This window comes from Shinella sumterensis (assembly GCF_004514425.2).
Lineage (GTDB): Bacteria > Pseudomonadota > Alphaproteobacteria > Rhizobiales > Rhizobiaceae > Shinella > Shinella sumterensis.
In genome coordinates this window covers 38,885-45,028 of sequence record NZ_MYFN02000022.1, presented here as the reverse complement: position 1 = coordinate 45,028, position 6,144 = coordinate 38,885, and the positions used below count along the sequence as shown (strand labels likewise).

The 6,144-nt window shown below is 60.4% G+C and carries 13 protein-coding genes; all 13 read right to left on the bottom strand.

Going from position 1 to position 6,144, the window contains the following annotated elements; translation table 11 throughout:
* Nucleotides 1-435, bottom strand: a 435-nt coding sequence (locus B5M41_RS25070) for a DNA cytosine methyltransferase (RefSeq protein ID WP_230640345.1), incomplete at its 3' end; no start/stop codon positions are given.
* Nucleotides 432-1,895: a DnaB-like helicase C-terminal domain-containing protein gene (locus tag B5M41_RS25065; RefSeq protein ID WP_134651781.1), complete on the bottom strand. Its 1,464-nt coding sequence runs from the start codon at nt 1,893-1,895 to the stop codon at nt 432-434. The genes B5M41_RS25070 and B5M41_RS25065, both read right to left, overlap by 4 nt.
* Nucleotides 1,892-2,632 (bottom strand): DNA-methyltransferase, encoded by a 741-nt coding sequence (locus B5M41_RS27080; RefSeq protein ID WP_134651783.1) that lies wholly within the window; start codon nt 2,630-2,632, stop codon nt 1,892-1,894. The genes B5M41_RS25065 and B5M41_RS27080 overlap by 4 nt, the downstream gene beginning before the upstream one ends.
* Nucleotides 2,629-2,808 (bottom strand): hypothetical protein, encoded by a 180-nt coding sequence (locus tag B5M41_RS25055; RefSeq protein WP_134651785.1) that lies wholly within the window; start codon nt 2,806-2,808, stop codon nt 2,629-2,631. Before B5M41_RS25055 ends, B5M41_RS27080 begins: the two co-directional genes overlap by 4 nt.
* Nucleotides 2,805-3,512: a RuvC family protein gene (locus tag B5M41_RS25050; protein ID WP_134651787.1), complete on the bottom strand. Its 708-nt coding sequence runs from the start codon at nt 3,510-3,512 to the stop codon at nt 2,805-2,807. The genes B5M41_RS25055 and B5M41_RS25050 overlap by 4 nt, the downstream gene beginning before the upstream one ends.
* A gap of 85 nt (nt 3,513-3,597) precedes the next feature.
* Complete coding sequence (locus B5M41_RS25045) at nt 3,598-4,155, bottom strand: hypothetical protein (RefSeq protein ID WP_134651789.1); 558 nt, start codon at nt 4,153-4,155, stop codon at nt 3,598-3,600.
* A complete protein-coding gene (locus B5M41_RS25040) occupies nt 4,152-4,535 on the bottom strand; it encodes a hypothetical protein (protein WP_134651791.1) in 384 nt (127 codons plus the stop codon). The genes B5M41_RS25045 and B5M41_RS25040 overlap by 4 nt, the downstream gene beginning before the upstream one ends.
* A 97-nt stretch (nt 4,536-4,632) precedes the next feature.
* On the bottom strand, nt 4,633-4,860 hold the full coding sequence (locus B5M41_RS25035) for a hypothetical protein (RefSeq protein WP_134651793.1): 228 nt from the start codon (nt 4,858-4,860) through the stop codon (nt 4,633-4,635).
* Nucleotides 4,857-5,012: a hypothetical protein gene (locus B5M41_RS25030; protein ID WP_167719405.1), complete on the bottom strand. Its 156-nt coding sequence runs from the start codon at nt 5,010-5,012 to the stop codon at nt 4,857-4,859. The genes B5M41_RS25035 and B5M41_RS25030 overlap by 4 nt, the downstream gene beginning before the upstream one ends.
* Nucleotides 5,009-5,353 carry a hypothetical protein gene (locus B5M41_RS25025; protein ID WP_134651795.1) on the bottom strand — a complete coding sequence of 115 codons (345 nt, stop codon included), beginning with the start codon at nt 5,351-5,353 and terminating at the stop codon, nt 5,009-5,011. The genes B5M41_RS25030 and B5M41_RS25025 overlap by 4 nt, the downstream gene beginning before the upstream one ends.
* A 1-nt stretch (nt 5,354) precedes the next feature.
* Nucleotides 5,355-5,609 carry a hypothetical protein gene (locus B5M41_RS25020; protein ID WP_134651797.1) on the bottom strand — a complete coding sequence of 85 codons (255 nt, stop codon included), beginning with the start codon at nt 5,607-5,609 and terminating at the stop codon, nt 5,355-5,357.
* Nucleotides 5,606-5,914, bottom strand: coding sequence for a hypothetical protein (locus B5M41_RS25015; RefSeq protein WP_134651799.1), 309 nt, complete (start codon nt 5,912-5,914; stop codon nt 5,606-5,608). Before B5M41_RS25015 ends, B5M41_RS25020 begins: the two co-directional genes overlap by 4 nt.
* The gene (locus tag B5M41_RS25010) at nt 5,911-6,120 is read right to left on the bottom strand and encodes a helix-turn-helix domain-containing protein (RefSeq protein WP_167719408.1); all 210 of its coding nucleotides are present in this window, start codon (nt 6,118-6,120) and stop codon (nt 5,911-5,913) included. The genes B5M41_RS25015 and B5M41_RS25010 overlap by 4 nt, the downstream gene beginning before the upstream one ends.
* Nucleotides 6,121-6,144 lie beyond the last annotated feature (24 nt).

The window sequence follows — 6,144 nt, the reverse complement described above, 5'->3', positions numbered from 1 at the left end:
CACGAACGTCCAGCAGGTGTAGCCGAGTTCCTCCAGCGCAGCGAGGACGGCGTCAGCGCCCCGAGTTCGGAGATTAGAGCTGTTCTCAAGAGCGAACCAACGAGGACGGCACTCTCCGATGATGCGGATGGCTTCGAAATAGAGGCCGCTGCGCGCGCCTTCGACCCCTTTTCCTTTGGTGTTGGCTGAACTGATGTCTTGGCATGGGGGGCTTCCGACGACGACTGACGGAAGTCGTCCGAAATCTCGAAGAATTCGATCTGCCGTGAGGGTGCATACATCGTCATAGATCCTGACGCCTGGGTTGTTCTGCGAGTAGATCTCCCGGCGCCATTCGACGAACTCACAGGCGGCCATGGTCTTGAAGCCGGCGCGATGCATCCCGAGCGACCAACCGCCAGCGGCGGCGCTGAAAAGGTCCAAGACTTCGATCATAGAAACCTCTCCTGATCTCGTGCTTGAAGGTCGGTAAACATCGTCTTCGCCCCTTCCCAGCCGACCTCTTTGCGTTGCGGCCAGCGGGTGTGACGGGACAGCGCGACGATGATCTCAGCCTTGCCGCGCACCGTGCTCATGACCTCTTCCCAGATCGGATGCAGCTCAGAGCCTTCGGACGGCTCCAGCTCCTGCAGGATCGGCTCGGCGCGGTAGGGGATGATGACGTGGTTGGCGTCCTTCTCGCAGGAGCCGTAGATATCGGCATACTTGGGCCGACGGCCGATGGCCTGCATGTATGTCGCCCGGGTCATCTTCCGGTCTTCGATGGCGAAGGTGTTCTTCTTGAGCTGCGCGGCCGCGACGATCGGCAGGCGCAACCGGTTCGCAACCATCTTCAGGCGGCGCGTGACGAACGGTCCGAATTCCGTCTCCGATAGCTTGCCGGTTTCCCGATCGCGCTCCACGAGGCCTATATGGTCGATTATGGCCATGCCGCCGGGGTGGCGCTTGGCGAAGTCCTTCAGGTCGCGCTCGATCTGGGAGAGCGTCATGCTGTCATCGCGGATGAAGCACCGATCCTGCCATGTCTCGGCGTTGCGGCGGGCCGCTTCCAGCTGCTCGTATTCCCGCTCGGTAACCTTGCCGCGGATCTGGCGCCATGCCTGGATGTCCGTCACCCGGGACAGCGACCGATGGGCAAGCTCCTCGATGCCCATCTCGCCCGAATAGATCCACACCGGATGGCCGTTCGATGCCGCGCCGTGGATGATCTGCTCGATGAGGCTCGACTTGCCCTGCTTGGTGCCGCCACCGATCACGATCAACTGGCCGGGCATGAAGGGGCCGACCATATCCATCAGGAACCGGATGCCGTAATCGACGCCGGCCACGCCGCTGCCCTTGTAGGCCGTCGCCGTTGATTCCAGCGCGCGTTTTGCGCCTTCTGCAAGGGTCCGGGCCTCGGTCCGACCGTTCAGCGCGCGAATGATATCGTCCAGCCTTCCCCGCAGCGCCTCGATCTCGTCCATGATCTCCATGTCGGTCGAGAATGCTGCGTCCTCCATCTTGTGACCGATGGAGATCACCGCCCGGCGCGCCGCACAATCCATGATGGAGTAGGCGAAGTCCGGGACGTTCACGAGGTTCACGGCGTCAACAGCGAGCTTCGACACATACTGCGCGGTGGTCATGCCGCCGATCACCGTTTCATCGAGACGGTTCTTGATCGTGATGGTGGTGGCCGCCCTGCCCTGCCTGGCGCTCTCGACGATGACGCCGAATATCTTGCCATGAACTGCTTCCGAGAAGTGCTCGGCCTCAAGCGGTAGGCGGATGGCATCCAGCGCTGTGTTGTTGACCAGCAGAGCACCGAGAAGGGCTTGCTCTGCCTCCACGTTCGCCGGCAGTTCCCGCCGTGCCGTGCCATGCATGGACATGTCTATGGGGTGGACGTTCATATCGCCTCCGAAAACATGTCTGGCTTGTCATAGGCTGCAGCTACTCGCGCCACGGCCATGTCAAAGAATGGTTCGTGGATCTCAATGCCGATGAACTTCCTACCGAGATTGAGCGCGGCAATGGCCGTCGATCCGCTACCCATGAAGGGATCGAGAACGAAATCGCCGGGCTGGCTGGAGTTTCGGATGTACTCTGCCATGAGATAGACCGGCTTTTCGGTCGGGTGGCCAGTCACCTTGTCGATGCCGCCACGCAAGAGCTGCTTGGATGACGGATCATTGATCGTCCGCGCCTTGCCTTTCCAGAGGTACAGCGTGAACTCCAGGTTCTTCATGTACCAACGGTTTGCGGTCGGGCTCACCTTGTCCCAGACGAGAAGGTTGTGAAGCTGAAATCCGGCATCCAGAGCCGCTTGCGTGAGCGGGTGGACGTTCTTGTCGTTGGCCATGACATAGCAGTCCGCATCGTCGGCCAAGGCCGCATACAGGGCTGTCATCATCTCGGGGAACGGGACAGTTGCGGCCACGATCTGGCCGTCGTTCGTGTACCGCTCCGCAGAGAAGATGCCAGACATGGTGCCTACGCCCTTGGAGGGTCCGCCAGTCGTGAGGGCATAGGGAACGTCACTGACGATCAGATCAGCCTTCTGCAGTTTGGGCATGATCTTCATGGCATCGCCAAGGATGAGCTGGCAGTTGCCGATGAGTTCTATCTTCTTGATGTGGAAGGAACTCACGCCGCATCCTCCCGCCGCTCTACCGGCTTTGCGCAGCGCTCACGGGCCGTGAAGCCGTCCGGGTAGCCTTCGACGAGCATCTGTACGATGGTGTCGGCCGTCGCCTCGCAATCGGGCAGCGTAACCTTGCTGGCGTGGATGAAGTTGGGGGAATGGCCGTTGTTGCGCTTGCTCATGCGGCGGCTCCCATCGGCTCAGGACGGGCGGCACGTGGACTGCGCTCCAACAGTGCCTTATATTTAGCTTGGTCACGAGATGCGGGAATGGAAATCCGGTTCTTGCACCGCCAAACCATGGCTATAAGTGCTGCTTCTGCCGCATTGTGCGCGATAGATTTCTGCGGCGGGAGTTGGACGCCGAGTTCTTCGCACTTCTCTACGGCGATGTCCCCCCAGTCCTTTTTCTTGAACTCCAGCTTGCCCGTTTCCTTGTTAACCTTTTGCTTCCCATTTCGGTCGAGAGCCGGGAGGAGAGGTTGCTTGAAGCCATCGGGATATGCCGCGGAACGCCAGCTCTGAGAGTAAATCGTCCCGAATGCGATCCCCATCGTGCAGCAATGGGACAAAATCGCGCCGTGAATGGCCTGTGTCATAGCAAAAGAGTTATCGCCGGTCTTGGAGAAGCGAAGCCTCTCCTCTATCAGGACGAATTCCGGCTTGGTCCGCTGCAACAGCTTGAGTATCTTCGGGCCGACCTGCGCCACCCGCCAATCGTCCCAACTATAGTCGTGCTTTTCCTCTTTTGTTCGCGGATCAAAGTAGGTTTTCGCCGCCGGCAGCTCGATCACGCCCGCATCGATTGACGAAACATCGCGGTCAGAAATCCAGAAGCCATAACCGGTGCAGGTTGAGACATCGAGACCAAGAATTCGGGCGCTCATATCGGTCCTCGTGGAAAAGAGAGCGAGGCATTCGCGCCTCAGGTGGCCCGCCGGTCTTGGGAGGTCGGCGGCGGGCTGGGAGGAACTATTCGGCTGCTTCGGCTGTCTCTTCGCCGAACGGGTTGTCAGTCGCAGGGGCCGGTTCTTCGTTCGTGCGCTTCGCCTCGATGCGCGCGAGGATGTCCGGGATATCGGTCTGGTACTCCCGCTTGCCCTCGTCGTAGGCTTCCAGCCAGAGCTTGTCGTCTGCCGAGCCACCGTCGTAGCCGGACGCGCGGTCAAGATTCGTCAGGCCGGCGTGGTAGCCCTTGGCCCGGATAAGCTGCTCGCCGTCGACGCGGTCAGCCTGCTTGAGCAAGTCTCCGCCGCTCGTCGTCGGAATGAGCCCGAGCCATTCCAGGTTCTCGCGATCGGATTTCAGCTTGTCGACCGGCTTCTGCTGGTCCTCGGCGAGGAAGGCCTTGAGGTAGTGGTCGAGCTTGGCCGACGCGAAGCCGGAGGCCTTCGCGTTCTGCCGGTTCGCCTTCTTCTCCTCGCCGAGGGCCTTGATCTTGGCCGCGATGTCGCGGTCCTTCTGGTGGTAGTAGGAGAAGAGCTTTTGGCGGTCCTTCTCGCTGAGTTCGCTGTTATGTCCTGTCGTCATGCTCTGATCCTTTCCGTTTTCGCGACTGAGAGCGCAGCTTCCGCTCGAGCCTCCAGTGCCTCCACTTCGCCAATAATATCCGCCACAGCAGCATGTCCGTGGACCTCCTCGGTGATCTCAACCTCGTGTTTCAACTGCCTGATCATCCGAAGGCAGTAATTGACGTAGGCGCGGTGAATGCGGCCATAGGTATCCAAGCCGACGATCTTCCGCTCGCCATTGATGAGCCGTTTGAGGGCCCGGCCGGACATGCCGCACCAGTTGGCGACTTCATCGACCGCATTCGTGTCGTCGCCCCAACCCTTGGTCCGGCGCTGGACCATCTTCTTCGCGTAAAGTGCCGCCAGTTCTGGCGTGTAAGCGTCTGGTACTGCAGACATGCGCTTAGCCCCTGTATGCGTTGCCACCGTTTGGTGAGTTTCTTGCCGTGTCATGGTCGCCGCTCCTGATAGGTTGAACCCATCAGCGGCGAAGCGATCAGGAAAGGAGTTGTTGCCGCCCCGCGTAACCGACCTTCCCTTTTGGCCAGCCGGTGGGCTTGGCTTTCGGGTGGAGTTCGTAAGGAGACGGAAGACGAAGTGAGGCGCTTCGAGCCTGCGAAACTTGAGAAAGCGCTTCTGCTTCGGAAATCGAAAAATACTTGGCGATCTGCAGGGTGTCGTAACCCTTGCGAAACAGATCGAGAGGAGTGACGAAGGCGTTCATGCGCGCCTCACGTCAAGGGTCGGATTGCGATCGTCGCCCTCAAGGGCGCCCGAGTGGTCGGAGTTGCCGACCTTCGACATCGCGCGATCCACCAGCCAGAGGAACATTGCGATGATGAGAACGACGAAGCAGATGAGGAGCGTGACAGTCATGCGTCTTCCCTCACCGGCTGATCGGTCTTGTTCAGGAGTTCGCGTAGGATCGACATGCCGGCGTCAGTGCCGCGCTCGGCCACGGGGCGGAAGTGTCGGGCATCCATTGCCAACTCACTGACCTTGTTGGCGTATGGAAGAGCCGGATTTACCAACTCACGGAAGCGCAGCGCTATCACGCCGCTTTCGTGGAGAAACACTTCTCGGATTGTGTAGGTCGTCCCCACCACCGGGTATCGGACATCGAACCCTCTGGAACGGCTCCACGCCTCATGTGCTTCGGCATTGTGAGCGGCCGAAATGCAAACCACCTTCTGCCCAACCTGGAAATTGCATCGCATGTCACACACTCCCCACGTCATCGATGATCGGGATCGCCTCTGCCGAGACCGGCAGGAGATCTGCCGGCATCATGTGGTGCGGGTGCATCGGCACGACATACGGCTGCCATGCCAGCGGCTGCGCGCCGTTCGTCGCAAACCCGGCCCACTGGCCGCGCTTCTTGTCCCATGCAGCCTTGATGACCTTGCCGCACCGGCTTGCAAGCCAGAGGTCGCGGTCTTTCGGCGCTTCGGAAAGGTTGAGGTTCCAGGTCATGCCGCCTCCGCCGCCGCAATCGCGCGGCGCATGCATGTCAGGACAGCCTTGTGACCGTGGCCGTCGTTAAACTCGAAGATGGATTGCTTGCCGCACTGCGCCCGCAGGATGCGGATGGCCGCGCCATAGTCATTGGCGTCGGCCGGAACGCGCTGGATAGCGCCGACCATATCGAAACGCTTTGCTCGGTCGCTGCTTGGCTTCACCTCAGCGCCCCGATGGTCGAGCGCAACGGCGTCCTTAGCCCACCGGCTCGGAGCCGCGATAATCGCAAGCGCGTCTGCCAGGACGGACGCGGCACTCATGCTGCGTTCTCCGCCGCTGGCTTATGCTCGTCGACGAGGCGCGCGATAAGCTTTCGAACCGGCCCCGAAGGGTTGGCTTTCCCGTTCACCCACTTCGACACTGTTCCCTGGTCGACACCGACCAAGTCAGCGAAGCGTGGCTGGTTGAGGCCAAGGTGCTCCATGGCGTCGGCGATAAACTGCGATGTCGAGATGTCTTGGGTCATGCATAATAGATGCATTACGCATTC